Consider the following 25,589-nt stretch of genomic DNA (forward strand, 5'->3'; position numbering starts at 1 on the left):
AAGACGGGCAGTACTGCAGGCATGAGGATCATCGTCGCCCCCGACTCCTTCAAGGAGTCCATGACCGCGGTACAGGCCGCCAGAGCCATGGCGGCCGGAGTCCGGGACGCGCTGCCCGCGTGTGCAATCAACCAGGTGCCCGTCTCCGACGGAGGGGAGGGCTTCGCCGAGGCCATCACCTCCGCCTGGGCCGCCTCGTGGCGAGAGGTGTCGACCATCGACGCCCTGGGCCGCCCACTGACAGCGGGTTTCGGGCTCGATGGCCACCGCGCCGTCGTCGACCTGGCCTCCAGCGCGGGATTGGAGCACATCGCGCCGGGGGAGCGGGACGTCATGCGCTCCTCGACCGCAGGGCTCGGTCATGTCATCGCTGCCGCGCTCGACGCCGGCGCCCGCTCACTGCTCATCGGACTGGGCGGGTCGGCCTCCAACGACCTGGGCCTGGGGATGCTCGTGGCGCTAGGTGCCCACTGCCTGGACGAACGGGGCCACGAGGTGGATCCGGTGCCCGCCGAGTTCCCCCGCATCAGGAGTATCGAGGTCGAGCCCGCTCGCCGTCGTCTTGAGGGCATAAGCATCACGGTGGCCGGGGATGTGACGAATCCGCTCACGGGACCCCGCGGCGCGGCAGCCGTCTTCGGCCCACAGAAGGGACTGACCGGGCCCGCGATCACATGGATCGACGGTGAGATGACGCGCCTGGCCGGAATCCTCGGTCTGAGCCACTGGGTCGGACGCCCGGGCACCGGTGCCGCCGGCGGCACCGCCTTCGCCCTGACGGCTGTTCTCGGTGCTGAACTCGCCACCGGCATCGACCACCTGACTCGTGTCGTGGGGCTGCGCAAGCGGCTGGAGGGAGCCGATCTGCTGCTGACGGGGGAAGGGGCGCTGGATGGACAGTCTTTGGACGGCAAGGCGGTCAGCGGAGTGCTCCGACTGGCATGCGAGTGCGGCGCGCCCTCCATCGTCTTCGCCGGGCGGGTCAGGGTCGATGTCGAGGCTCAGCAACGTCTGAGTGATCTGGGAGTCCGGGATATCGTCCAGATCTCCGATCCTTCAGAACCACTGGAGTCATCTCTGCGGCGGGGCCCGAACCGTCTGCGTCGCGCGGTTGCGGACGCAGTGCGCCACTTTTCTGCCAGGGGCGACCGCTCGAGCCGCATGCCGAGCGACATCTTGTGAGCACGCGCAGCATTGAGGGGTCTCGGGTATCGCCGTGGGACGATCCACGTTGTATCCTTACCGGCAGCAACGTGCTCCGGGGTCGGTGAAAGTCCGAACCGGCGGTAATAGTCCGCGACCCGCTCGTGCCACGGCAGCGTCAGCCAGCCGGGGGACCAGCGGTTGAGCCGGTGGAACTCCGGCACCGACGGTGAGAGTCCGGATGGGAGGATGCGCGTGGCGCCCCGCGGGGAGACCCGCAACTCAGGACGACGTCCCAGATTCCACGATCAGTCGTGGATCGATCGGGTATCGACCGGAGCGGGCGCCCAGCACGTGTGTGCGCCGACCGACGGCGCGCAGGCGGACCCCGGTGCAGCCGGGGGCTCCCGCTCCCGGAAGGATCCGGGAGGAGACCGCCGTGTACAGCCCCACCCCCATTGGCAAGGCCGCGCGTCCCCAATCTTCCCATGCCTCGTCATCCAGCGCCCGCCCCGGACCACGGACCTCCTCAGATTCTCCGACGGCCTTTTCGGCAGAGCCACTACCACAGCCGCCCGCCAGACGCCGGCGCCGCATCCACGCTGCCGAGCAGAACGGGCCGTGGCCGGCCGTCGGACTGGGCGCCGCCCTGCTGATCCTGTGGCAGATCGCCACCGGATCGGGTGCCATTCCCGAGATCTTCCTGCCCGGCCCCCTGGCCGTCGTCGAGCGTCTGTGGCTGAGCCTGACCCAGGTCGGACTGGGGTGGCGAGCTTGGATCACGCTGCGCGAGGCTCTCCTCGGCTGCCTCCTGGCCGCCGTCTTCGCCCTGCCCCTGGCCTGGACCCTGTACCGCTGGCGGCTGTTCTCACGGGCCGTCCTACCGTATGTCGCGGCGAGCCAGGCGGTTCCCGGTGTCGCCGTCGCCCCTCTGCTGGTTCTGTGGATCGGCTATGGAACCCTGCCGGTCGTGGTCCTGTGCGCCTTCATGGTCTTCTTCCCCATCACGGTCACGGTGCTGCTGGGCCTGCGCGGCCTGGACGCGGACGTCATGGACGCAGCCCGGCTCGACGGCGCCCACGGCCTGAGCATGCTCATCCACATGGAGCTGCCCATGGCCCTGCCCGCCATCTACACCGGGCTGCGCACCGGCTTCACCCTGTCGGTCACCGGCGCGGTCGTCGGGGAGCTCATCATGGGCGGTGAGGGCCTGGGAACGGTGCTCTCCACTCAGCAGAGCCGAGGGGACACCACCGGTGTGTTCGCCACGATCACCCTTCTATGCGTTCTGGCCACCTCCATCCACTGGGCGCTGCACGAACTCGAGCGACGCAGCCGCACCGTAGACGCCTTGCGCGGCCGCCACACCGTCTAGCCCAGTCCCACCACACGCGTTCCTCACCCTCGGAAGAAAAGGAAATCCTCATGGCCCTCTCGCGCACGGAACTCGCATACCCGGCCCCCTCACGCCGCCACCTGCTGGCCGGCGGCCTGGCCTTGACCGGATTCGGCGCACTGGCTGCCTGCTCCTCGGGAACCGCGAGCCGCGCAGCTTCCTCTGCGGCCGGAGGAGGCGCATTGACCGTCGGCCTGACCTACACGCCCAACATCCAGTTCGCCCCCTTCTACATGGCCAAGAAAGATGGGAAGTACGCCGCGAACGTGACGCTGCGCCATCACGGGGCGCAGGAGGGGCTCTTCGATGCCCTCCAAAGCGGGCAGGAGCACCTCGTCATCGCCGGAGCCGATGAAGCGGTGGTGGCCACCTCCAATGGAAACGACCTCGTCGTCATCGGCGGCTACTACCAGTCCTACCCGGCCTGCCTCATCGTGCCGGAGGACTCCGCGATCAACGTCCCCGCGGACCTCAAGGGCAAGACGGTCGGCACGCCGGGCCGCAAGGGGGAGACCTGGTACGCCCTCCAGCTGGCCATGGCCACGGGTTCTCTGACCGAGTCGGACCTGACGATCCAGGACATCGGCTACACCCAGCAGGCGGCGCTCGTCGGCGGCAAGGTCGACGCGGTGGTCGGCTTCTCCAACAACGACGCCGTCCAGATCTCCCAGTCCGGCACTCCTGTACGCACCATCCAGGTCGCCGACCAGATCCCCCTCGTCGGCGCCTCACTGGTGACGACCCGCTCCCTGCTGGACTCCCGCCGCCAGGACCTCCAAGCCGCCGTCAAGGCCTCAATTGAGGGCATGAACGCCTTCGTCAAGGACCCCGACACGGCGATCGAGACCTCCAAAGAGCATGTCCAGGACCTGGTGGACAGCACTCAAGCGGCCCGCGCGCGAGAGGTCGCCGTGGCCACCGGCAAGCTGGTCAGCGGTGACGGTTCTCATCCCATCGGCTCGGTGCGGGTCGATGACGTCGCCTCGATGATCGAGTTCCTCTCCTCCCACAAACTCCTGGGAGACAAGAAGGCACCCCGGGCGACTGAGGTCTGCGTGCCCCTGGGGCAGTAGATACGCAGGTGACAGGGCACGCTGGCCGCGTCGTCGTCATCCCTCCGGCGGAGAGCTCGGCGCCAGCTCCTGCTCGCCGTCGTGGTGCTCGTAGTGGGCCATGCCGAGCTCGCGGTGCGCAATGCGCCGTAGCGCGAGGAGCACCGGCTCGTAGACCACGGTCCCCAGGACCGCCTGCCTCACCGAGTCCTCACGCGATTGCCAAGGAATGTGCTCAATATCGGCGCGAGCAGTCCGCCGCGCGGCCTCGACGTACACAGCCAGCTGCTCCGCGCTCATGGCCATGCCGATCTCCTCGGCGAAGGCCAGGGCCGAGTCGAGGTGCCTGACCGCAGGATGCTCGGGAGAGCAGGGTAGACCGAGCCGTTCTAGTACCACACGCGCCCTGCTGATTCCCGGCTCTTCGTGCTGGTGAGGAGCGGGGATCGCCTCGGTCGCGAACTTCATCGCCTCCCACGGCTCCTGATCCGGTTGATCGATCACGCCGATGACATCACGCACCTGCTCGATGGATGCACCCAGGACGTTCATGAGTCCCCGAATGAGGCGCAGCCTCTCCAAATGCTGTGTCCCATAGTCGGACTGCCGCGCATTGACGGGCGTACCGGCGGGTAGCAGACCCTCGCGGATGTAGTACTTGATCGTCGCCACCGGGGTCCCGGACTCCTGGGCGAGCTCCGAGATACGCATGATCCTCCTTCTCCAGCGGCGTCACCGGGCCGTCATGTGATATCCGGCCAGGTCCGAGCATACGAGCACGCACACCTCCCAGGACTCACGCGCGCCGACATCGAGATTCGAAGAGCAGCAGCCCGACCCATGGGTTGAAATGCCGACGACGACATCTCCTGTACCTGGCGGTTCCCGGAGGAGAGCATCGGGTTGACAAGTAGATAGCAAAGGTATCTAATCAAGTAGACACTTTCACTATCCAGTTAGGAGTCACCTTGTCCGCCCAGGCCACACATCGTTCGCTCGGCGAGCCTTCCTCCATCCCGCCATTCACCGGAACCGAGAGCCATCATCGAATCCCTCCTGCGTGGGTCATGGTTGCAATCGCCCTTCCCACCCTGATGACGTCACTGGACTCACTGGTAGTCACGATCGCGCTGCCGCAGATTCACCGGGATCTGGGGGCCTCGGTCACCGAACTGCAATGGTTCGTCAACGCCTACACGCTCACCTACGCCACGTTGATCCTGCCAACCGCAGCATTGGGGGACAGGATCGGGCGCCGCAGACTCTTCCTGTGGGCGGTGTTCCTGTTCACCTCGGCCTCGGCTCTGGCAGCACTGGCCTCCACGCCGTTGGCGCTCATCGCCGCCAGAGTGGTCCAAGGTGCCAGCGGGGCGGCCATCGGTTCGCTATCCCTGGCGCTTCTGGCCGACGCCGTACCCCCGCACCTGCGAGAGCTCGCCATCGGTGTGTGGGGCAGCGTCAACGGACTGGGTGTTGCCGCCGGCCCCATCGTCGGAGGCGCCGTCGTTGAGGATCTGCACTGGAGCTTCATCTTCTGGATCAATCTTCCGGTGGGCACCCTGTCCCTGGCGCTGGGCTGGTGGAGTCTTCGCAGACTCGCCGTCATAGACAGAAGCAGAGCCCGGACGACCGACCTCGCGGGACTGGCGATGGCAGCGACCTTTATCTTCCCGTTGACCTGGGCACTGGTGGAGGGTGGCAGCCGCGGCTGGACCAGCCCCCTGGTTCTTGGATGCCTTGCTCTAGCACTGGCCTCACTGGCCGGCTTCATCCGGCGGGAGCGCACCGCTCGCAGCGCATTCGTGCCAGTGCGCCTGTTCCGCGACCGGCGCTTCAACCTGGTCAACACTGTAGCGATGCTCTTTTCCGCCGGGATCTTCGGATCAGTGTTCCTCGTCAGTCAGTACCTTCAGATCGGGATGGGCTTCGACCCGCTGGAGTCGGGCCTGCGCGCAGCGCCATGGACCATGGTTCCCATGGTGGTGGCCCCGGTAGCGGGCGTGCTCGTCAAGCACTACGGGCCGAGGGCGGTGCTGTTGATCGGTATGGTGCTGCAGACGGCGGCAGTAGGGTGCTTCATGCTCCTGGCGCACACGAGCAGCGGTTACGGCTCCTACGTCCCGCCCATGCTCATCGCGGGTACTGGCATGGGGCTGACCTTCTCCCCGCTGGCAACCGCAGTCCTGGAGGGGATCGCGTCTCGGGACCGTGCCGTAGTCTCAGGGGTCAATCAGACGGCTCGCCAACTGGGGACGGCTACAGGCATCGCGCTGTGCACCGCCCTCTTCACCACCTTCGGCGCTTACGCCCCTGGTGAGAGATTCACCGCTGGACTCGTCCCAGCGCTGGGCGCTTGCACGGTTCTGCTGGTGGCGGCCACAGCACTTGTCATTGCCATGCCTCGCGGCCGGCTACAGCCGGCAGGCCAGCAGTGAGGAGACGAGGATGGCACGGGCCCCGACCTCGTAGAGCTCGTCCATGACCCGGTTCATGTCCGCCCGCGGGACCATGGCGCGCACCGCCACCCAGTCAGGGTTCTGCAGCGGGGAGACGGTGGGGGACTCGATGCCCGGGGTGAGGGCCGCCGCCAGGTGCAGCTTGTTCATGGGGATGTCGTAGTCCACGAGCACGTAGGCGCGGGCGCGCAGCACGCCCTCCAGGCGCCGCACGAGCGTGGCCAGCCCGGGCTCGCCGCGGAACTGCTCGGTGGTGATGAGCACGGCCTCGCTGACGAGGATCGCATCCCCGAAGGTCTCCAGGCCTGCCGCCCTCAGCGTCGTGCCGGTCTCGACGACGTCGGCGATGAGGTCGGCCACGCCTAGCTGGACGGAGGATTCCACGGCGCCGTCGAGGTGAACGGTCTGGGCCTCCACACCCCGGGATGCCAAGTAGCTGCGCACCAAGACGTCGTAGGAGGTGGCCACGCGCTTCCCAGCGACATCGGCCAGGGAGGTCATCGTGCCCCTGGGGGCAGCGAAGCGGAAGGTGGAGCGGGCGAAGCCCAGGGGCAGGTGCTCGACGGCGTCGACCCCGGAATCCAGGAGCAGGTCGCGTCCGGTGATGCCGGCGTGCACGGTGCCCTGGCCGACGTAGACGGCGATGTCGCGTGGACGCAGGAAGAACAGCTCGACGTCGTTGGCCTCGTCGACGAGCACGAGCTCGCGGCCCGTACGGCGGGTGCGGTAGCCCGCCTCGGAGAGCATGGTGACGGCGGGCTCGGACAGGGAGCCCTTGTTCGGGACAGCGATACGCAACACGGCGGTTCCTGATCTGTGGTGAGCTGTGATGAGGAGGACGAATGGATGTACGGGGGCTTCGCGATTTACAGGTAACGGTAGACGTCCTGGAGACTGTAGCCCTTGGCGACCATCATGACCTGGGCGTGGTAAAGCAGCTGGCTGATCTCCTCACAGGCGGCCTCGTCGGACTCGTGCTCGCAGGCCATCCAGGCCTCGGCAGCCTCCTCGACGAGCTTCTTGCCGATGAAGTGGACCCCGCGGTCCAGCTCCTCCACCGTCCCGGAGCCCTCGGGGCGGGTGGCCGCCTTGTGCTGCAGCTCGCTGAAAAGGTCCTCGAAGGTCTTCATGTGCCCAGGTTATCGGAAAGCGGATGGGCCGCCGACCGACCGCAGCCCTGCCCGAGACCCGAGCGGGCCATTCCCATCGTCCTACCGAAGACCCCGGGCGGGTGTCCTTCCTCACCGGGAAGCACGCGCCCGGGGCGATCCATGCGGCCCGCGCCGGCCGCTCGAACCTGCTCAGCCCGCTCCGGTTCAGTCCCGGATGGCCGCGCGTCGGGCGCCGAGCGTTGCCGATACCATTGCCATCGACCCGATGAGCAAGCTGAGGACGACGATCATCAGCCAGCGTTCGGGGAACTGGTGGGCGACGGTCATCCAGCCCCAGGGGGCCAGCCGCCACAGCCAGGTGGCCGCCATGATCTCGTTACCGCCGATAAGCAGCCCTATGACGACCAGGATGGAGTTGAGGACGATCGCCGCGACGATCCGGGTGCACAGCGCCACCGCCAGGCTGACGGCTGCGATCATGAAGGCCACGGCCGGCATCACCATGAGTCCGTAGACCGGGCCGGTCACCGCCGGCAAGTTCGGGTCAGTGCGGGTCAGAGTGTCGCCGAGGACGGTCACAATCCAGGAGATGACCAGGACCGGGAGAAGGAAGAGGGCGCTGAGGACCGCGGTTGAAGTCAGGATCCCGCCGGCTCCCTGGCGAGTGAGGAGCGTGCGCCAGGCCGGCTGAAGCCGTCCCCACACCATGATGCCGGTGATGGCCGCGGCAAGCGGCACACCGACGAGCTCGAGGAAGCTCTGCCCGTAGTCGGGCGGGTAGGCGGAGCGGAGAACCCCCAGGAAGGCAAGTAACAGGACCGCCAGAACCACCCACACGGTCCAGGGCAGGGCGCCGGCCATTGCCAGGACGGCGCTGCGCGTGCCGGGGATGCGGACCATGCGGGTGGCGGGCATGGCGCGGATCTGCGGGGTACTCCGGGGCGTCGTCGAAGCCTGTTCCGAGACGTTCTCCGGTAGCGCAGCGTCGTCGTGCTCTCTGCTGGGAAGCAGCCGGCTGAGCCAGGCGACGGATGAGGCCGAGAACTCAACACCCCTGGGCATGCCGCTGAGGACGGCCAGCCCAATGCCGACCAGGGTCAGGCCGGTCGTCAGCAGGAATCCGGGCAGGAGCGGGTAGCCCCACACCGGAGAGTCCTCCTCGAGGAGAACGGAGTTGCCGTGAACACCCAACAGGGGCAGCGGGACCCGGGCCGTCCAGGTCCACGGGAGTGTCCACCAGTCGGTCCGCTCGGCCTGAGTCACCCCCACCCCGGACCAGATGAGCCCAAGCACGGGCGCGACCCCGACGGCGATGACTCGCAACACGCGGAAGGCCGCCATACCCCAGGCGCAGGAACCGGTGACGACAATCCACATGAAGAGGGCGAACAGCAGGTACCTGTCCCAGGGCCCCCAGCCGTTGCCGATGATGAGGGCGTGCCCCACCACCGGGGCAACGAGCGCTGCCTGGCAGGCCAGCGCCGACAGGCTCAGGACCACGATGCGGGCGGTCACCACCCGGCGCGGCTCGACGGCGCGCCAGGCCGTTCCACCCTGACGCCACCGCCGTTCACGCCACTGGGCCATGGCACCGGTCAGCAGTCCCATGGGAACCGCGAAGGCCCCGGCGTACAGATGCATCCACGCCAAAGCGTTGCCGTTCCACTGCACCTCTTCGACGACTCCTCCGTTGATGGAGGCATTCGCCAGGATGATGGTGTGAACGGTGAAGATGAGAGTCGCCCCGATGATGCCCCAGGTGAAGGTGCGCCGGCTGCGGGTGAGCTCGGCACGCACCAGATCCCACAGGTTCACCTTCACCGCAGCCTTCTCCCGCACCCTCATCGGAGTCTGCGGCTGCACAGCGGCGCTCATGCGCGGACCTCCGTCTCAGTGCGACGCCCGCCTCCGGTGACGGCCTCCAGGAATGCCTTCTCCATGGCCCGCTCGTCATCGGCGTCGGCGAAATCTGCCAGCGGTCCTTCGTAGACGAGGCGCCCGGTGACCAGAACCCCGATGTCGTCGCTCATGCGGGCGATCTCGCCGAGCTGGTGGCTGGAGACGACGACGGTGCGCCCCTCATCGGCCAGGTCCCGCACGAGGTCGCGCAGCTCGATGATGCCCTGGGGGTCCAACCCGTTCTGGGGTTCATCGAGGATGAGGACCTCCGGGTCGTTCAGCAGCGCCATGGCCAGGGACAGGCGCACCTTCATCCCCGTGGAGAAGGAGCCTGCGCGCTTCCTGCCGACCCCAGCCAGACCCACGCGCTCCAGGAGCGGAGCAATCGTCTCCGGGGAGGTGCCGGTCAGGCGGCAGTGGACGAGCAGGTTGCGCCGTGCGGACAGCTGGGGGAAGAGCGCAGGACCGTTGATGGAGGCCCCCACCCGCCCCAGGCTGCGCCGGCAGAACGGATCGCCCTGGATCTCCACGCGGCCGGCGTCGGGCTTGAGCAGTCCCAGGGAGATGTTGAAGGCGGTCGACTTGCCGGCACCGTTGAGACCGAGCAGCCCGTAGACGCGTCCGGGATAGGCCGACAGGTCGAGACCGGTGAGGACCGTCTGGTGGCCGAAGGACTTCGAGACCCCGACGAGCCTCAGCCCGGGGGCAACGCCAGCGGCATGGGCGGGGGAGGGGAGAGGAGACGTTGTGGTGGTAGCTGTCATGGCCCCATGCTCGTGCGCGCCGGTACCTCGGCGGATCCCCACCAGGGACACGGTCGGCGGCCATCACCGTTGCCGTATCTCCTCCCTGGGGAGGAAGGCTACTGCGGCTGCACGAGCCCGGTGGTCAGCGCGTAGATGACGAGCTCGACCCGGTTGTGGCAGCCAGTCTTGCCCAAGATCGTCTTGACGTGGGACTTAACCGTCGACTCCGCGACATGGAGCCGCTCGCCGATCCGGGCGTTGCTCAGCCCCTGGCACACAAGAGCCAGGACGGCGTCCTCCCGCCCGGTTAAGGGCTCATAGGGTCCCGACGGCGCCCCCACAACGGGCACGGCGCCACCGGCAGGTTCCGACGGCGAGGTCGGTAGCTGCGGAGATCCCGGCTCGGCACCTGCATCAAGGTGGGCCAGGACGGTGCCAGTGACGGCAGGATCCAGCCAGGAGCCGCCGCGGGCGACGACGCGGATCGCCTCCAACAGCGTCGTCGGCTCGGCGTCCTTGAGAAGGAAACCATGGGCGCCTGCACCCAACGCCGCCAGGACGAGGTCGTCGTCGTCGAAGGTGGTCAGGACCAGGATCCGCAAAGCAGAAGTGGCCGGCACGGCCCGCAGTTCACGAATGGCACTGATCCCATCCAACACAGGCATCCGCAGATCCATGAGCACCAGATCGGCCCCGCCGTGAGAGCCGCTGGCCCGGGCGATCAGCCCCTCGATGGCCTGGCGCCCATTGACCGCCTCCAGCACGACCTCCATGTCGGGCTGTGCAGACACAAGGGCGCTGAAAGCGCTTACCAACAGCGGCTGGTCGTCCACAACGGCGACTCTGATCGCACTGGTTGCACTGGGATCCATCCAGACACTCCTTATTCTGTCTCACCGGGGTGCTGTCCCGGAACCGAGGCGCTCGCGGGCAGTTCGAGCGGCGTCACGGGGAAGTCAACGTCGATGGTGAAGAAGCTTCGACCCTCGTCATCACAGCGGACGCCGTGGGACATGGTTCCACCCACGAGCCTGAGTCGCTCCTCCAGGCCGACGAGCCCGCTGCCACCGAACGGCGAGTGCTCCGAGGCCTCGGCCACCGGGTTAGCGACGTGAAGGTGGCAGGAGGCCTGCGACAGCACCAGGCTCAGCTCGATCTGACCAGATCCGTGCCTGACGGCGTTGGTAAGGGCCTCCCCGACGAGCCGGACGAGGGTGAGCCGCTGTATCGCCGACCATGCCGCGTTGCAGCGCTCCAGAACCTCTGGTTCGGGGAGCACGGCGCTGACCCTGGCTCCTGAGCCTCGGGTGGTCTCGATGAGGACCGGGATGGTACTCAGATCCGCCAGCGGGGTGATCTCGCCGGCGTCGGAACGCAGGACGGAGACGAGCTGGCGCACGGAGGTCAGCGAGGCGTCGGCCGTGTCGCGCACGGTGATCAGGGTGGTCCGCAGCCGTTCCTCGCCGCCCAGGGCGAGGCCGGTTGCGGCCTGCACCTTGATCGTGGTGAGACTGTGTCCCACGAGGTCGTGGAGCTCTCTGGCCAGGCTGAGGCGCTCGGCCGCGACTGCCTGGGCCGCGGCGATGCCGACGTCGCGGGCCTGGTTCTCGGCGATTCTCCTCCGGGAGGAAGCCAGCAGGTGGGTCAGGACCACGACGCCAGCGAAGACCAGGCCGATAAGCGTGCGGGCCATCAAGGCGGTCCCGTTCCAGCCGGAGCCAGCCGTGGGATCGGCACTGGACTCATAGGGCCCGGCGTAGGAGGCGAAGGTGACCGGGTTGACCAGGGCGCCCGCCAGGGCCAGCAGAAGCGCAGCCGTGCCCCAGCGCCGGTCGGGCTCCCAGCGGGTGACGGTGTAGAGACTGGTGACCGCTGTGGCGATGATCGGGTTGAGGCCGAGGTTGACCGGGGAGAGGGCAACGAGGACCGCATAAGCCGCCAGCAGGGTGTAGGTCGCGATGAAGGAGGCGCGCAGGAGGCGCAGCCTGCCGAACTGCGTCAGCGCCAGTGCCGCGCACAGGGCGGAGTCGGCGACGTAGACGGTATAGGCGCCGAAGCGGAGGATGAAGGTGAGCGACTCCAGGGCGAAGGCGAGGAAAACGATCCCCAGGGCCACGTCCACCACCGGGACGGAGTACCGCGACCAGTGGCCTGCTCGCCTCGGCAGCATACGGTGACGGGCCCGCCAATCGTAGGCCGCCGACAGGTTCGTCGTCAGGGGCAGTGCCGCTTCGTCGACCGGTGCGCCCACCCGGGCGCCTTGATCAGCCACGCGCCGTCTCCGTATGCAAGAGTCGGTGCACATGGCGGCCCGCCGCGGCCGCGGTGATGAAGGCAGCCGCGTCCTCCTCGAGGCCCCGCCGCATGGTGGACAGCCTCACCCCGGTCTCCGCCTCGGCCGCGCGCAGCCGCTCCAGGAGCCCGTCGGAGGGGATCTCGATGAGGCGGTGCTGCACGGCGGCGCCCTGACGCGGTGCGCACAGGGCCTCGGCCTCCTGGCGCACCTGCGTCCCCAGTTCCCCTTCCAGGTCGGTGACGACGACGTCGGCCCCCGCCAGGGCGACCCGCCCGTAGGCGGTCATCGAGTGGTGGGATACACCCCGGTGGCGGGCGCGGGCGTCGGCCTGGGAGACACGCAGGCACGCCACCGCTCGCCCGCCCAGGGCGGCGATGGCATTGACCGTGTCCCCGCAGGCCACCCCGGAGAAGCCCCAGGGCGTCTCTGTGCCCAGGTTCCCGGGGCCCTGAATGACGACAGCGGCGTCCGCGTGCAGCACGTACCGGGCAGCCAGGAGCGCGTTGTGGACGCTGACCGCCTCGATATCACCGCCCCAGGCCTGCCCGGCCGTCACGGTACCGGCCAGCCAGCCGGCCTGGCTCAGGGCGGCGACGAGGCGGGAGTAGGCCAGGGGAAGGGCCCCGCCGTCGGTCATGATGTAGACGACACGCGGCTGCTTTTCACCCTGAGGGGAACGCAGACCGGCGAGTACGGCGGGCAGGCTCGAGTGCAGGTCGGCCACCACCACCGGCATCTCCTCCAGGTCGAGGTCGCCGATCGGCAGGGACAGCAAGCCGTGGTGAGCGGTTCCCTGTTCGTCGACGCCGGTAACCATGACCTGGTCGGGCATATAGCGGGCCTTGACGAGGTGGCCCTCATGCGGCGGGTCGGCGGGGAGAACGTCTGGGCGGGCACTGACCATGGCGTGCCCGCCGGTGCCCAGGGCACGGTCGAGGGCTGAGACCTCCAGTCTCACCCGTTCCCCGGCTTCAGGCAGCCCGGTGAGGGCCTCGTAGGCGACTGCCCGGACCTGTTGACCTGGAAGCAGGCTGCAAGCTTCTTCTGGCGCCCCGGTGATCTCCGCGTCCAGCTCTGCGCAAGAGCGTCCGGCGGGCCCCCAGACGCTCCTGGTCCCGATCACTACGCCGTCGCGCCACATCATGGCGGCAGACTATCCGGACACGCGCGCCGGAATCCGCAAGCCGACCGATTCTCCTAGGCTGGGACACCGTGAGCCAGCAGACCCGCAGTACCGAGGAGCGCCTGGTGAGCCTTCTTCTCACTCTGCGCAACACCACCACCGGCCTGAGCGCCGAAGAGCTCATAGCCGGCGTGCCGGGATACGCTTCGAACGGCCCAGCCGCCAATCCGATCTCCGCGCGCCGCAAGTTCGAACGTGACAAAGACACCCTGCGCGAGCTCGGCATCGAGGTGACTACCACCGGACACCCCGACGAGCCCCGCTACCGCATCGACGAGGAGGACTACGCTCTGCCCGCGTTGCATCTGAGCGCCGAGCAGGCTGCCTGCCTGAACTTGGCCGCCTCGGCCTGGCGCGACGGTGGCCTGCCCGCAACCGCCAGGCGGGCCCTGACCAAGCTGCGCGCAGTCAGCGAGGGCCCAGCGGGTAGCAGCTCCGCCGACCTGCCGGACCTGACCGCGGATCTGTCCGGCAGCGAGATCCCTGAAGAGCTCGTCGCCGCAATCGATGAGCGCCGTCTAGTCACCTTCGACTACATATCCGTCCGCTCGGGCACCACCCGGGCCCGCACCGTCGAGCCCCACCATCTGCGCCTCGCCGAGGGGGCCTGGTACCTCGACGCCGTCGAGCCCTCCACCGCCCCCGACACCCAAGACGACGAGCCCCAGAAGGCCCCGCGGGACAGGGCCGGCCGACCACGCACCTTCCGTCTCGCACGCATCGCCGGGCCTGTGACTGTCCACAGCCTTCCCGGTGCCTTCATCCGGCAACCCGCCAGGGCTCCCGCCCGCGAACGGGCGCTCATCGCCGTGCTTCCGGGCCGTGCCCTGGGACTGCGTCTAGCCGGCGCACGCCTCGATCCTGCTCAAGAACCGCCAACCGATCTGCCCGCGCACCTGGCGGACCGGGACCTCATCGTCGTCGAGTACGAGGACCCCTTCTCCTTCGCCAGCACCGTCGCCGCCCTCGGGAATGCCGCCATGGTGCTCGCTCCGGACTCCTTGCGCCGGGCCGTCCGGGCGCACCTGCAAGGCGTCGCCGGGCTCGCGGCTCCAGGAGGGAGCTGACGATGCCGCGCGCGTCCACCTCCGACCAGCTCGCGCGGCTGCTCGCCCTACCTGCTTGGGTTGCGGACAATCCCGGAGTCTCCGTCGAAGCGGCCGCCGAGCACTTCGGCGTCTCCCCGGCCGTCCTTGAACGGGACGTCAACACGCTGTGGGTCTCCGGCCTGCCCGGCGGTCTGCACGGGGACCTCGTGGACTTCGACGCCTCCGACTTCGACGCCGGGCGTCTGCGCCTCGCCGAGCCGCTGGGACTGGACCGCCCGGTGCGCCTGACCCGGCAGGAGGCGATCTCCCTGCTCATGGCCCTCAAGGTCCTGGCCGACCTCCTGGCCGACGACGGCGCCTCTGCTCCTGTGCTCGTCTCCACCCAACAGGCGCTGGCCGACCTACTCACGGCCGACGCTTCGGTTGACGCCGCCGACGCGCAGGCCGAGCCCTCGGCCGGCCTGGTCTCGGAGCGCTCCACCCTGGCCGGCCGTACGGCCGAGGTCCTGGGCGCCGTGCGCTCCGCGCTGCGGAACAAGCGCCGACTCCACGTGACCTACGTCTCCGCCACCGACACCCTCTCCGAGCGCGATATCGACCCCATCGCCCTGGAAAGTGATGGATCGCATATGGCGCTGGTGGCCTGGTGCCTCAGCGCCAGAGCCGAACGGAGCTTCCGTCTGGACCGGATCGAATCGGCCCGGGTTCTCGACGTCCCCGCCGTCCGGCATCGCACATCGCGCAGAAAGAACCAGCCCGAGTCCGATCGGCCTGCGGGGGAAAGGCCCCGCGCTACGCTGACCCTGCGCCCATCGGGCCGCTGGCTCACCGAGCAGATCCCCTGCGTCTCCCGGGAGGAGGGCGCGGATGGCCGTCTCAGGGCTGTCGTGGAGGGGCGCGACCGCGCCTGGCTTATCGGGCTGGTCCTCTCTGCGGGATACCACCTCATCGCCGTCGAGCCCGCCGATCTCGCCCAGGATGCCGCAGCTGCCGCCAAACACGCCCTGACCTCTTATGACGCCGATACGGAACAGCATTGATGCCGAGGAGGCCGGCTCCGTCCGCCTTGGGGAGAACCGGCGGACCCCTCGTTCAGAGGCACCTGCCGGGGAGGCTACACTCAGCCCGTATCGATAGCCCCTACCACAAGGAGCAGCGCCGTGAACCTCTTTAAGCCGTCGCACATCATCTTTCTGCTCATCGTCGTCATCCTGCTGTTCGGCTACAGGAAGCTGCCTGACGTCGCCCGGAGCGTGGGCCAATCCATGAAGGTCTTCAAAAAGGAGGTCAAGGAGCTGCGCGACGACGACTCCAAGGGCTCCCAGGCTCAGATCCAGCAGCCTCAGGAGGGCACTTACTACACCGAGCCCACCCAGGACGGTCAGACCGCCTCGCAGGGCACCGACAGCTCAGCTCAGAAGTAACCCCGTCCGGCGATAGCCGGGGACCTGGAGACGAAGGAGGCCGTGGTGCCCAAGCTCCCTCAGATCAAGCGATCGAGGCGCAAGGACAACCCCGAAGCGCGCATGTCCATCGGGGACCATCTGCGTGAGCTGCGCCAGCGTCTTTTCGTTTCCGCCGCGGGTGTCATGGTGATGACAGTCGTGGGCTATCTGCTTTACGAGCGGGCCTTCGCCCTCATCACCCGGCCCATCGAACAGGCCAATGCCAAGGGTGCGAATCTCACCCTGAATTTCGATACGATCCTGGCCTCCTTCGACATGAAGCTCGAAGTATCGATCTGGCTCGGCGTCCTGTTGTCCTCACCGTTGTGGATGTACGAGTTCTGGGCCTTCGTGGGTCCCGGCATGACCCGCAAGGAAAAGGTCTACACCTGGGCCTACGGCACCGCTGGTCTGCTTCTCTTTCTGGCCGGCGCGGCCCTGGGGATCTGGGTGATGCCGCATGCGGTCTCCATTCTCACCAGCTTCATTCCCGATGGCCCCACTGCCGGAGTGATCGGAGCGAATCTCTACTTGTCCTTCGTCATGAGGCTCATCCTCGTCTTCGGGATCGCCTTCCTCCTCCCCGAGCTTCTCGTTGCGCTCAACATGCTCGGGCTCATGCAGGGAAAGACCATGCTCAAGGGCTGGCGCTGGGCCATCATGGGCATCGTCACCTTCATGGCAATCGCCAATCCGCTGCCGGATCCCTGGTCCATGGTCTTCATGTCCGTCCCCATCGCCGGTCTGTACTTCTTGGCCTGCTTCATCTCGATCCAGCATGACAAACGGGTGGAGAGGAAACGCGATGAGCTCGATGCCGAGCTGGAGGCGGCGCTGGCAGAATAGCTGGACGCCTCGTCATTCCATTGTTCTTTTCTTCCTGACTTTCGTATCTGCAACTTCATGCGCATTGCTCTGCTGTCCAATCCCTCCTCGGGACGGGGGCGTCACTCGGCCGCCGACGACGTCGCCCGCCAGATCCTGAGCGAAGCCGGGCACGAGGTCCTCCACGTGCGCGGCAGCTCCTACGACCAGGCGCGCCGTGCCGGCCGGGCCCTCCTGGGAGACGGACCGGACAGTAACGTTGAGGCGCTGGTCGTCGTTGGCGGGGACGGCATGGTGCACCTGGGGGTGGACATCGTCGCCACGACGGGGGTACCGCTGGGCATCGTGGCCACCGGTACTGGTAATGACATCGCCAGACACTTCGGTCTGCCCAGCCGAGATGCCTCTGCTTCGGCCCGTCTCATCAGCCAGGCGCTGGCCGGTGACGGCGCGATCATCGCCATCGACGCGATCTATGCCTCCCGCCCGGACGGCACCCTGCTCGCCCCGCAGCGACGCTGGTCCCTGGCCGTGGTCAGTGCCGGTCTGGACGCCGCCGTCAACGCCCGTGCCAACACCCTGACCTGGCCCGCCCGCGAGGGGCGCTACGTACGCGCCTTCACGGCCGAGCTCGCGGCTCTGGCCCCTTACGGATTCCGGGTCACCACCGACGAGGGCGCTTGGGAGGGACCCGCGCTCCTGCTGGCAGTGGCCAACACCCGCTACATCGGCGGCGGCATGGACCTGGCGCCCCAAGCCGATCCCGCCGACGGTCTCCTGGAGGTCCTGCGCCTGGATCCTGTGAGCCGTCCCCGTCTGGTCTCCCTGTTCCGCCGGCTCTTCAAAGGCTCCCACCTGACCGACCCGGCCGTCCACGTCGAGCGCAGCCGCACCGTCACCATCGAGGCGCTGGATGAGCGCACCGGCCATGACCGGGGCCTGCGACCGCCTCCGCACCCCTTCGCCGACGGCGAGCCGCTGGCCGAGCTGCCCCTGCGCCTCGAGGCCGTCCCCGACGCCGTACGGCTGCTCCTGCCGACCCGGGGCTGATCCGGCCCGTAGGGTGTCCCCATGAGCTCACCAGCCGAGCGCTACGCCGCATCCCGTCGTCGACAGGCCGCCGCCGGCAGTGAACTCGCCCGCTTCGCCCGGGGCTACGACTTCCCGCTCGACTCCTTCCAGGAGGAGGCCTGCGCCGCCGTCGAGAGGGGAGAAGGCGTCCTCGTCGCGGCCCCGACGGGTGCAGGAAAAACAGTGGTGGGGGAGTTCGCCGTCCACCTGGGCCTGGCTCGGGGGCACAAGGCTTTCTACACCACGCCGATTAAGGCACTGAGCAACCAGAAATATCTGGATCTCGTAGCCCGACACGGCGAGGAGCACGTGGGGCTGCTCACCGGCGACACCTCCGTCAACCCCCACGCCGACGTCGTGGTCATGACCACCGAGGTACTGCGCAATATGCTCTACTCGGGCTCACGCGACCTGGACCGACTGGGCTTCGTGGTCATGGACGAAGTTCACTATCTGGCCGATCGCTTCCGCGGGCCGGTGTGGGAAGAGGTCATCATCCACCTGCCCGCCGAGGTCCAGGTCATCTCCCTGTCCGCCACGGTCTCGAACGCAGAGGAGTTCGGCGACTGGCTCGGGCAAGTGCGGGGAAGGACCGCTGTTGTCGTCTCCGAGAAGCGACCCGTGCCGCTGACCCAGCACATGATGGTCGGGCGTCGTCTTCTGCCCCTTTACTCCCGCCCCATCGATGTCGCAGAGCTCACAGGCGCCGCCGGCACGGCGGAGTCGGAGCAGTCAGAACAGGCGGCGCAGCCCCCGCTCAACCCCGAGCTGCTCAAGGCCGTCAAGCAGGCCCGGCGTGCTGCCGCCTCCGGGGGCTCCTCCAAGAACAGTTACCGCAGTCGGGGCGGCGGCTCCACCCGGGGGCCGCAGCCCTGGAAGCGCTCCGCGGGTGGGGCACGCGCACCCCGTCGCGGCGAGGGCGGGGCCCGCACGGCTCGGTTGAAGCCGCCGTCGCGGCTCCAGGTCGTCAAGGCTCTTGAGGCAGCGCGGCTGCTTCCCGCCATCGTCTTCGTCTTCTCCCGAGCCGGCTGCGAGCAGGCCGTCAACCAGGTGGTGAGTACCGGGGTCGACCTGACCACGGAGGCGGAGGCCGCCCGGATCCGTGAGGTGATTGAACGGCGCACTGCAGACATACCGGCCGGTGACCTGGGGGTCCTCGGCTTCCGCTTCTGGGCCCACGCCCTGGAGTGCGGTGTTGCCGCGCATCACGCGGGGCTGCTGCCGGTGTTCAAGGAGACGGTTGAGGAGCTCTTCAGCGCGGGGCTGGTCAAGGTCGTCTACGCCACCGAGACTCTGGCGTTGGGCATCAACATGCCTGCGCGCACGGTGGTTCTGGAGTCGCTTCGCAAGTGGAACGGGGCTGCTCACGTCACCCTCAGTCCGGGGGAGTACACCCAGCTGACGGGCCGGGCGGGGCGCCGCGGCATCGACATCGAGGGCCACGCGGTCGTCCTGGCCACCGACGACCTCGAGCCGGCCACGGTCTCCTCCTTGGCCTCCCGGCGCACCTACCCGCTGGTCTCAGCCTTCCGTCCCACTTACAACATGGCTGTCAACCTTCTCGAGCGTATGCCGCGGGCGCGGGCGCGCGAGGTGCTCGAGGAGTCCTTCGCCCAGTTCCAGGCTGACCGCGGCGTTGTGGAGCTGGCCGCTCAGGCGCGCCGCAAGCGCCGCAGCCTCGAGGGCCTGGAGAAGGACATGGCCTGCCGCCTGGGCGACTTCCGCGAGTACGCGGCCATACGTCAGGCCATCGCCGATGCCGAAGCGGATCTGTCGCGGGACCGGGCCGCCTCACGCCGCAGCGAGGCGGGGCGGGCCATGAGCGCGCTGGAGCGCGGCGACGTCGTCGTCTTCCGCAGGGGACGCCGCCGCCGTCACGGCATTGTTCTCGAGATCGGTGCTAACCGGACCGGGACGCCCACGCTCACGGTGCTGGGGGAGGATTCACGGGTGGTCGCCCTGACTCCGGACACGGCCCCGGACGGCGTCATGCGCGTGGGCGCGCTGCGGGTGGCCGACTCGGTGGACCCCCACCGGCCCCGGGATCGCGACCGGCTCGTCCAGCGTCTGGTCGATGCACTGCGTGCCGGGGACCTGGAGGAGGGGTCGCGTCGTTCACGCCCCCGCTCGAGCCGAGCCCAGGCCCGCCGCGACAGCATTGTCGACAACCTCGAGCGCCTGCGCCACGACATGCGATCCCATCCCTGCCACGGATGCCCCGACCGGGAGGAGCACGCCAGGGTGGGCCGCAAGTGGTCGCGGGCGAAGGCCGAGGCCGAGCGCCTGCAGCGACGCATCGAGACCCGTACCGGCACTATTGCCCGCCTCTTCGACGCCGTGTGCGACATTCTGCTCGAACTGGGCTATCTGCAGCCCGTGGACCGTGGTCATCCCGAGCGCGAGCTGAGAGTGACGGCGGCCGGCAAGATCCTGGCCCGGATCTATGCCGAGCGGGACCTGCTCATCGCAGAGTGCCTGCGCACGGGTGTCTTCGAGGGCCTCGGTGTCGGCGAGCTCGCCGGGGCGCTGAGCGCCTGTGTCTACGAACCGCGCCTGAGCGCGCAGTCGATCGGTCTACCGGTGGCTCCCGGGTCGAGGCTCGGCCAGTGCCTGCGTGCCCAGCTGGGCGTCTCGCACCGGCTCCATGACCTGGAGTCCCTGGCCCGTATCGAGGCGTCCTCGGGCGCGGAGCCGGCACTGGCCGGAGCAGTCCAGGCCTGGTGCGACGGCGCACAGCTTGCAGACATCCTCGATGCCACCGAATTGACGGCCGGGGATTTCGTGCGCTGGTGCAAGCAGCTGCTCGACGTCGTCGGCCAGATCGCCAGCATCTCACCGCCGCCGAACGCCGCCCCCGAGCAGACCAGGGCGATCACCGAGCTGTCGCTGCGGGCCGCCGAGGTCTCCCTGGACCTCAACCGGGGAGTGGTGAGCTGGTCCGCCGTGTGAGACCCGCACCCTGCTATGCGTCCCCAATCATCTTCCAGCCGCCCCTAACAGGCCGCAGCGAGTAGTCTCGTTGCGGCCGACACCCCGCACGACAGGACTTACGCCCTCATGTCAGGCTTCTTTGCACTTCTTGACGACATCGCCACGCTCGCCAAGCTGACACTGTCAACCGTTGACGACACGGCGTCGATCGCCGTCAAGGCCTCCGCGAAGGTTTCGGCGGCGGCTGTCGACGACGTGGCCACCACACCCCAGTACGTCACCGGCATCACCCCGGATCGCGAGCTGCCCATTATCAAGCGGATCACGCTGGGATCGCTTCGCAACAAGCTCCTCATCATCCTGCCGATCGGCCTGCTACTGACGGCGGTGGCACCCTGGCTCCTACCGGTCGCGCTCGTCATCGGCGGCACCTATCTGTGCTTCGAGGGAGGGGAGAAGATCCTGGAGCGCTTCGGCCGTACCAGGCACGCCAAGGAGGACACCGGCCCGGTCGACGAGGCCCAGATCATCCGTCAGGCCATCACCACGGACTTCGTCCTGTCCACCGAAATCATGCTGTTGGCCCTGGCCGAGGTGGAGGGGGAGTCCTCCATGCGGCGCATCATCGTCCTGGTCCTCATCGCCCTGCTCATCACCTTTGCCGTTTACGGCCTGGTCGCCGCCCTCATCAAGCTCGACGACGCCGGGGCGCACCTAGCCGGTCAGGGCCGCACGGGCGCCGTCCGGTCCGTCGGCCGCGCGATCGTGAAGTCGGCGCCGGCGCTCTTCCGCGGCATCGGGATCGTCGGCACCGTGGCGATGCTGTGGGTCGGTGGCCACATCCTGGCGGTCAACCTCGCCAAGGTCGGCTTCCACCCGTTGCACCAGGTCATCGAGTGGGCCGAGGAACTCGCCCATAACCCGGTCCTGTCCTGGATCACCGGGACGGCCATGTCCTGTCTCGTCGGAACGGTTATCGGCACGCTGCTGGCTCTGGCCTGGCAGCCCGTGCACCATGTCCTGACCCACCGCCGGGCCCACGACTGAGAGCTACCTGCTGAGCCCGTCACCGAGGAAGGCAAGAATGGCGCGCACCCGCCGGTTCTCCTCGGAGGGGTCCAGCCCCAGCTTGAGGAAGATCGCCGAGACGTGCTTGGCGACTGCCGCCCCTGACACAACCATCTGAGCCGAGATCTGACTGTTCGACAGCCCCCGGGCCATGAGCTCGAGGACCTCGAGCTCGCGCGGCGTCAGATCCGCGAGCCCCGAGCGAGAGCTGCGCACCATGGCCCGAGCCACCTCCGGGTCGGTCACCATGCCTCCGGCCAGGACCACTCGCAGGGAGCCCAGGAAGTCCGCAACCTCCGAGACCCTGTCCTTGAGCAGGTAGCCTGTTCCACCGGCGTCTACCGGGGCATCGGAGGCGAGGAGCTGCTGGGCGTAGGTCGCCGACACGTACTGGCTGAGCACCATGATGGACACGGCTGGGTGACGGCGCCGAATATCCAGCGCTGCCTCCAGGCCGTCGTTCCTCATGGACGGCGGCATACGGACATCGGTGATCACGGCATCGGGTAGGCGTCCCCGGCCATCCAGGTAGTCGATGCGCTGGACGAGTGCCGGCGCACTGCTCTCCCGGGCGACGACGTCGTAGCCCTGGCGCTCCAGCAGGCCCGCCAGCCCCTCGCGCAGGAGGGCCGAGTCATCGGCGATCACCAGTGAGGGGGCCGTGTTCATGTCTCCTGCCCTTCTGCGCCAATCGTGCCGCCCGCACTATCCACACTATCGATGCCAGTACCGCTCTCCCCGCGGGCCAGGAGGAGGGGCAGGTGCGCCGCGACCTGGGTCGGCCCACCTGGGGGACTGGACAGCAGAAGCTCTCCACCGAAGGCCGCAAGCCGTTCTCTCATGCCCGCCAGGCCGTGACCCGGCTGGAGATAGGCCCCGCCAGGTCCGGTGTCGACGACGCAGACTCTCAGGGTATTATCCACGGTCAGCAGGATCGTGACCTCGGCTCCGGGAGCATGCTTGAGCGCATTGGTCATCGCCTCCAGAGCAAAGAAGTAGGCGGCTGCCAGGACACCCTCAGGCATCGTCGGCAGAGGGTGCGGACAAACGATTCTGATGGTCCTGCCAGTCCTGTCGACTCGATCCACCGCGTCTGTCAGAGCCGCTTCCAGGCCGAGGTCGGTGAGCACCTGGGGGTGGATACCGCGCACCGTGGTGCGCAGTGACTCGAGCCCGCCGGCGATGGCCGACTTCGCCTCGGCCAGAAGAGCAGCGAGTGCGGGATCCACGGTGACGGCAGGGGAGAGCTGCGCCTCGCCGAGCTTCATGAGCCCGACTACGAGCCGTTGCTGAGCGCCGTCGTGCAGATCGCGTTCGATACGGCGGCGCTCGATCTCGTAGGCCGCAACGATCTCCCGACGGGAGGCTGTCAGCTCAGCGATCCGTCGGGCGGCAACGGCCTCATGCGTGGGTCTGACCTTGCCGAGCCATCGCGGAGAGAACCTGAGCTGCACGCCTCCAAGGTACTGTGTCCCGTCCGCCTGAGCTGGCAGGCCGGGCATCGGCTGCCCAAGAGGTATACCCAGCACTACCTCGACAGCAGTGCGAGCACTATCGCTATCGCGCCGAGAAAACGATGAAATGAGAGGCATGAGCACACCACTGATCACCACCAGCGATATTGTCAAGCGATTCGGTACGGTGACGGCTCTGGCCGGAGTGAGTATCAACATCTCCGTAGGTGAGAGCGTCGCAATCATGGGGCCCTCGGGCTCAGGCAAATCGACCCTGCTGCACTGCCTGTCCGGAGTCCTCGTCCCGGACCAGGGGAGCGTTAGCTTCGGGGGCACCGAGATCTCCGGTCTCACTGATGCGCGGCGATCCCATCTGCGGTTGTGCGAGCTGGGATTCGTTTTTCAGGACAGCCAACTCATCCCCGAGCTACCGGCTCGGGAGAACGTGGCTCTTCCGCTCATGCTTACCGGCACACCGACGCGTTCGGCACTGCGCGCCGCCGACGACATGCTTGCCCGGCTCGGCCTGGCGGATCTCAAGGGCCGGCGCCCCGCGCAGATGTCCGGCGGTCAGGCCCAGCGGATTGCGATCGCTCGGGCGCTGGTGAGCAGTCCCCGCGCCATTTTCGCCGATGAGCCCTCCGGCGCCCTGGACCAGGCAACCGGTCACGAGATGATGCAGCTGCTGACAGCAGCCGTCTCCATGGCCGGCGCGACGCTGGTTGTGGTCACGCACGATGTCAATGTCGCACGCTGGTGCTCGCGCCTCATCGAGATCCGTGACGGACTGGTCCACTCCGACCGTCTCTTGAACGTCAACACGGCCGACCGCTCCGCACTGGCCTCGGGGATGGAGACGATCCGATGAATACCTCAAGCACTTCAGGTCCCCGCTCCATCAGCGTGTCCAGGGCAGACTCCTCCCGCCCCGGCTTTCCGGTCCTCGCCTGCCTCACTGCGCGCCTGACCCGTGCACGGCTCGCCTCCCGCGAGGGAGAGACGCTGCTGTACCTGGCCAGCGTCCTGGCCTACACCGTAGCCACCTGCGCGGCCTTGACCGTCGCTGGGGGCACGTGGATGCTCTACAGCCGTGGAACGCACCCCGAACGGATTCCGGTGTGGGTGGACGCGGCCAAGAACGCGGGCTATGGCTTCGACTTCATGGCATCGCAGTACCTCAGCATGTCGGTTCTGGCCTGCGCCATGCTGGTGCCGGCCATGGTGGGGCTGGCCTCCAGTGCCGCGGTCCTGGGAGCGCGCAGCCGTGAAAGGCGCCTGGCTGTTCTGCGCCTGATGGGCCTGTCCGGGGCCGACGTCACCCGTATGTCCCTGCTGGACGCCCTTGTCCAGTCGGTGGTAGGCGCAGTCATCGGCACCGCTGTCTACCTGGTCACGCTTCCCGCCTGGGGCGGACTCACCGCCATGGGAACCCGGATCACCGCCGGCGAGATGGTGCTGCCACTGCGGTACCTGGCCGTTGTCCTGGTGGGAGTCGTCACGGTTGGCCAGGTTTCGGCCTGGCGGGGGCTGCGCCAGGTGCGGATCTCCCCACTGGGTGTCTCACGACGGACCAACAGACCGCGTGCCGGCGTCTGGCGCGTCATCGTGTTCCTCGTGACGCTATTCGGTGCCCCGCAGATCATCAGGTCGGTACCGCAGCAGCACCGTTTCATCATCGTGTGCGTCACGATCGTGGCACTCATCGCCGTCTTCGACCTGGCCGGGTCATGGTTCACGCAGCTGCTCTCCCGGGGGCTCGCCCACCTACGCGGCCCGGTCATGCGTTGGACCGCTCGCCGCATCCAGGCCGCACCCACCACGACGTGGCACCGGGTCTCCGCCATGGGGCTGCTGGCCTTCATCGGCGGTTTCATGTCACCCATGCCGCTGGGGCTGAGCACCATGTCAACGAAGGAAACCGATTCGGCTGAGTCTTTCATCTACGGCATCCTGTGGGACGTTGACAAGGGTGCCATCATCACCCTGGCCTTCGGGTTCGCCCTGACGGCCACATCCATCCTCATCACCCAGGCCTCAGGAACCATTGAGCGCACGGAGCAGTCCCACAGTCTGCGCCGCATGGGCGCTCCCGCAGGCTACGGCCTGCGCGTCATGTGGATGGAGGCCTATACGCCGCTCCTCCTCGCCGTTCTGGGTGGTGCGGGACTGGGCATCGTCATGGGCTCCCTCCTGATGGGTACCTCTCCAATGTCCGGCACGTCTCCGCTGGCCCTTGGCGTCATCATCGTCGGCCTGGTGCTCACAGGCCTCGCCCTGAGCGCCTGCCATCCGTTGTACTACCGGCTCCTGGGGACCCAGGAGCGCCACAACGACTGACGCTCCCGCCCCCGGTTCCACCCATCTACGGGAACGAGAAGAGGCGCAGGCGCATTGCCCGTATGCTTCACCGCGTGACAGTGCCCTCCCGGTCGCCCTCCTGGCTGCGTTCCTGCTCTCCCCGCT

23 protein-coding genes and 1 riboswitch are annotated in these 25,589 nt (G+C 68.0%); of the genes, 13 read left to right on the plus strand and 10 right to left on the minus strand.

The features are described 5' to 3' along the window. The first annotated feature begins 21 nt into the window (after positions 1–21). The 3 genes from FK256_RS09425 to FK256_RS09435 all read left to right on the plus strand — a co-directional run bounded on the left by FK256_RS09425 (position 22) and on the right by FK256_RS09435 (position 3,612). A complete protein-coding gene (locus FK256_RS09425) occupies positions 22–1,182 on the plus strand; it encodes a glycerate kinase (RefSeq protein ID WP_141424576.1) in 1,161 nt (386 codons plus the stop codon). Between the two features lie 67 nt (positions 1,183–1,249). Beyond that, positions 1,250–1,400, plus strand: a riboswitch (FMN riboswitch). A 134-nt stretch (positions 1,401–1,534) separates the two neighbouring features. Further along, positions 1,535–2,518: an ABC transporter permease gene (locus tag FK256_RS09430; RefSeq protein ID WP_141424577.1), complete on the plus strand. Its 984-nt coding sequence runs from the start codon at positions 1,535–1,537 to the stop codon at positions 2,516–2,518. 50 nt (positions 2,519–2,568) lie between these two features. After that, the gene (locus tag FK256_RS09435; protein WP_141424578.1) at positions 2,569–3,612 is read left to right on the plus strand and encodes an ABC transporter substrate-binding protein; all 1,044 of its coding nucleotides are present in this window, start codon (positions 2,569–2,571) and stop codon (positions 3,610–3,612) included. Positions 3,613–3,648: 36 nt separating this feature from the next. On the opposite strand, the gene FK256_RS09440 is transcribed toward FK256_RS09435, so the two are convergent. Then, positions 3,649–4,302 carry a MerR family transcriptional regulator gene (locus FK256_RS09440; RefSeq protein WP_141424579.1) on the minus strand — a complete coding sequence of 218 codons (654 nt, stop codon included), beginning with the start codon at positions 4,300–4,302 and terminating at the stop codon, positions 3,649–3,651. Positions 4,303–4,658: 356 nt separating this feature from the next. Between FK256_RS09440 and FK256_RS09445 the strand changes: the two genes are divergently transcribed. Then, complete coding sequence (locus FK256_RS09445) at positions 4,659–6,026, plus strand: MFS transporter (RefSeq protein ID WP_141424580.1); 1,368 nt, start codon at positions 4,659–4,661, stop codon at positions 6,024–6,026. Here FK256_RS09445 and hisG read toward each other — a convergent pair. The 7 genes from hisG to FK256_RS09480 all read right to left on the minus strand — a co-directional run bounded on the left by hisG (position 6,003) and on the right by FK256_RS09480 (position 13,244). Beyond that, the gene (hisG, locus tag FK256_RS09450) at positions 6,003–6,848 is read right to left on the minus strand and encodes an ATP phosphoribosyltransferase (protein ID WP_009232974.1); all 846 of its coding nucleotides are present in this window, start codon (positions 6,846–6,848) and stop codon (positions 6,003–6,005) included. The genes FK256_RS09445 and hisG overlap by 24 nt on opposite strands. A gap of 65 nt (positions 6,849–6,913) precedes the next feature. Next, the gene (locus FK256_RS09455) at positions 6,914–7,177 is read right to left on the minus strand and encodes a phosphoribosyl-ATP diphosphatase (RefSeq protein WP_009232973.1); all 264 of its coding nucleotides are present in this window, start codon (positions 7,175–7,177) and stop codon (positions 6,914–6,916) included. Positions 7,178–7,363: 186 nt separating this feature from the next. Then, entirely contained in the window at positions 7,364–9,034 is a 1,671-nt protein-coding gene (locus FK256_RS09460; protein ID WP_141424581.1) for an ABC-2 family transporter permease, read from the minus strand. Further along, a complete protein-coding gene (locus FK256_RS09465; protein WP_009232971.1) occupies positions 9,031–9,822 on the minus strand; it encodes an ABC transporter ATP-binding protein in 792 nt (263 codons plus the stop codon). Before FK256_RS09465 ends, FK256_RS09460 begins: the two co-directional genes overlap by 4 nt. 98 nt (positions 9,823–9,920) lie before the next feature. Next, positions 9,921–10,676, minus strand: coding sequence for a response regulator (locus tag FK256_RS09470; RefSeq protein ID WP_141424582.1), 756 nt, complete (start codon positions 10,674–10,676; stop codon positions 9,921–9,923). Positions 10,677–10,687: 11 nt separating this feature from the next. Beyond that, entirely contained in the window at positions 10,688–11,974 is a 1,287-nt protein-coding gene (locus FK256_RS09475) for a sensor histidine kinase (RefSeq protein ID WP_425321587.1), read from the minus strand. A 94-nt stretch (positions 11,975–12,068) separates the two neighbouring features. After that, entirely contained in the window at positions 12,069–13,244 is a 1,176-nt protein-coding gene (locus FK256_RS09480) for a DUF3866 family protein (RefSeq protein ID WP_141424584.1), read from the minus strand. A 68-nt stretch (positions 13,245–13,312) separates the two neighbouring features. Between FK256_RS09480 and FK256_RS09485 the strand changes: the two genes are divergently transcribed. The 7 genes from FK256_RS09485 to FK256_RS09515 all read left to right on the plus strand — a co-directional run bounded on the left by FK256_RS09485 (position 13,313) and on the right by FK256_RS09515 (position 21,651). Beyond that, positions 13,313–14,350 carry a helix-turn-helix transcriptional regulator gene (locus FK256_RS09485; protein WP_211343555.1) on the plus strand — a complete coding sequence of 346 codons (1,038 nt, stop codon included), beginning with the start codon at positions 13,313–13,315 and terminating at the stop codon, positions 14,348–14,350. A gap of 2 nt (positions 14,351–14,352) precedes the next feature. Further along, the gene (locus FK256_RS09490) at positions 14,353–15,372 is read left to right on the plus strand and encodes a helix-turn-helix transcriptional regulator (RefSeq protein WP_141424586.1); all 1,020 of its coding nucleotides are present in this window, start codon (positions 14,353–14,355) and stop codon (positions 15,370–15,372) included. 120 nt (positions 15,373–15,492) lie between these two features. Next, positions 15,493–15,756 carry a Sec-independent protein translocase subunit TatA gene (gene tatA, locus FK256_RS09495; RefSeq protein ID WP_141424587.1) on the plus strand — a complete coding sequence of 88 codons (264 nt, stop codon included), beginning with the start codon at positions 15,493–15,495 and terminating at the stop codon, positions 15,754–15,756. 45 nt (positions 15,757–15,801) lie between these two features. Next, positions 15,802–16,623, plus strand: coding sequence for a twin-arginine translocase subunit TatC (gene tatC, locus FK256_RS09500; RefSeq protein WP_141424588.1), 822 nt, complete (start codon positions 15,802–15,804; stop codon positions 16,621–16,623). 57 nt (positions 16,624–16,680) lie between these two features. Further along, entirely contained in the window at positions 16,681–17,652 is a 972-nt protein-coding gene (locus FK256_RS09505) for a diacylglycerol/lipid kinase family protein (protein WP_141424589.1), read from the plus strand. 21 nt (positions 17,653–17,673) lie between these two features. Further along, positions 17,674–20,622 (plus strand): DEAD/DEAH box helicase, encoded by a 2,949-nt coding sequence (locus FK256_RS09510; protein ID WP_141424590.1) that lies wholly within the window; start codon positions 17,674–17,676, stop codon positions 20,620–20,622. 108 nt (positions 20,623–20,730) lie between these two features. Next, positions 20,731–21,651 (plus strand): DUF808 domain-containing protein, encoded by a 921-nt coding sequence (locus FK256_RS09515; RefSeq protein WP_141424591.1) that lies wholly within the window; start codon positions 20,731–20,733, stop codon positions 21,649–21,651. Between the two features lie 3 nt (positions 21,652–21,654). On the opposite strand, the gene FK256_RS09520 is transcribed toward FK256_RS09515, so the two are convergent. Together FK256_RS09520 and FK256_RS09525 are read right to left on the minus strand one after the other, a co-directional pair. Further along, entirely contained in the window at positions 21,655–22,341 is a 687-nt protein-coding gene (locus FK256_RS09520; RefSeq protein WP_141424592.1) for a response regulator transcription factor, read from the minus strand. Further along, the gene (locus FK256_RS09525) at positions 22,338–23,126 is read right to left on the minus strand and encodes a sensor histidine kinase (protein WP_244936315.1); all 789 of its coding nucleotides are present in this window, start codon (positions 23,124–23,126) and stop codon (positions 22,338–22,340) included. The genes FK256_RS09520 and FK256_RS09525 overlap by 4 nt, the downstream gene beginning before the upstream one ends. A 127-nt stretch (positions 23,127–23,253) precedes the next feature. Between FK256_RS09525 and FK256_RS09530 the strand changes: the two genes are divergently transcribed. Further along, entirely contained in the window at positions 23,254–23,994 is a 741-nt protein-coding gene (locus tag FK256_RS09530; RefSeq protein WP_009232957.1) for an ABC transporter ATP-binding protein, read from the plus strand. Further along, positions 23,991–25,463 carry an FtsX-like permease family protein gene (locus FK256_RS09535; RefSeq protein WP_141424594.1) on the plus strand — a complete coding sequence of 491 codons (1,473 nt, stop codon included), beginning with the start codon at positions 23,991–23,993 and terminating at the stop codon, positions 25,461–25,463. The genes FK256_RS09530 and FK256_RS09535 overlap by 4 nt, the downstream gene beginning before the upstream one ends. Positions 25,464–25,589: the final 126 nt, after the last annotated feature.

Origin of the sequence: Actinomyces johnsonii (assembly GCF_006546835.1) — a bacterium.
In the GTDB taxonomy this organism is placed as follows: Bacteria; Actinomycetota; Actinomycetes; order Actinomycetales; family Actinomycetaceae; genus Actinomyces; species Actinomyces johnsonii.